The organism is Rappaport israeli, assembly GCF_001888055.1.
GTDB classification, from domain to species: Bacteria; Pseudomonadota; Gammaproteobacteria; order Cardiobacteriales; family Cardiobacteriaceae; genus Rappaport; species Rappaport israeli.
The window spans coordinates 1-298 of record NZ_LXHZ01000052.1 but is presented as its reverse complement, the minus strand read 5'-3'; the positions used below and the strand labels follow the sequence as shown (position 1 = coordinate 298).

The following is a 298-nucleotide window of genomic DNA, read 5'->3' as shown; positions in this document are numbered from 1 at the left end:
GCTCCTTACTGGCTATGTAACGAATACTGTTACGGATTTGATCAATCACGCACAACTGTACCTCGGTATTAGGAAATATCGCCTCAATGGCTTCAGGGAAGCCTTTTAAACCATCGACACAGGCAATAAGAATATCTTCTACGCCACGATTGTGTAAATCCGTCAGCACAGACAGCCAATAATTGGCGCCCTCACTTTCAGAGCAGTAAAGTCCAATAAGCTCTTTATGCCCCTCGGTATTGAGGGCTAACAGTGTATAGACTGCTTTATTGACATAGCGTCGCTCATCTTTGACCTT

General features: G+C 44.3%; 1 protein-coding gene. It reads right to left on the bottom strand.

The genetic code is table 11. The features are described 5' to 3' along the window. Positions 1–298, bottom strand: a 298-nt coding sequence (locus A5N84_RS09305) for a transposase (protein ID WP_198923934.1), incomplete at both ends; no start/stop codon positions are given.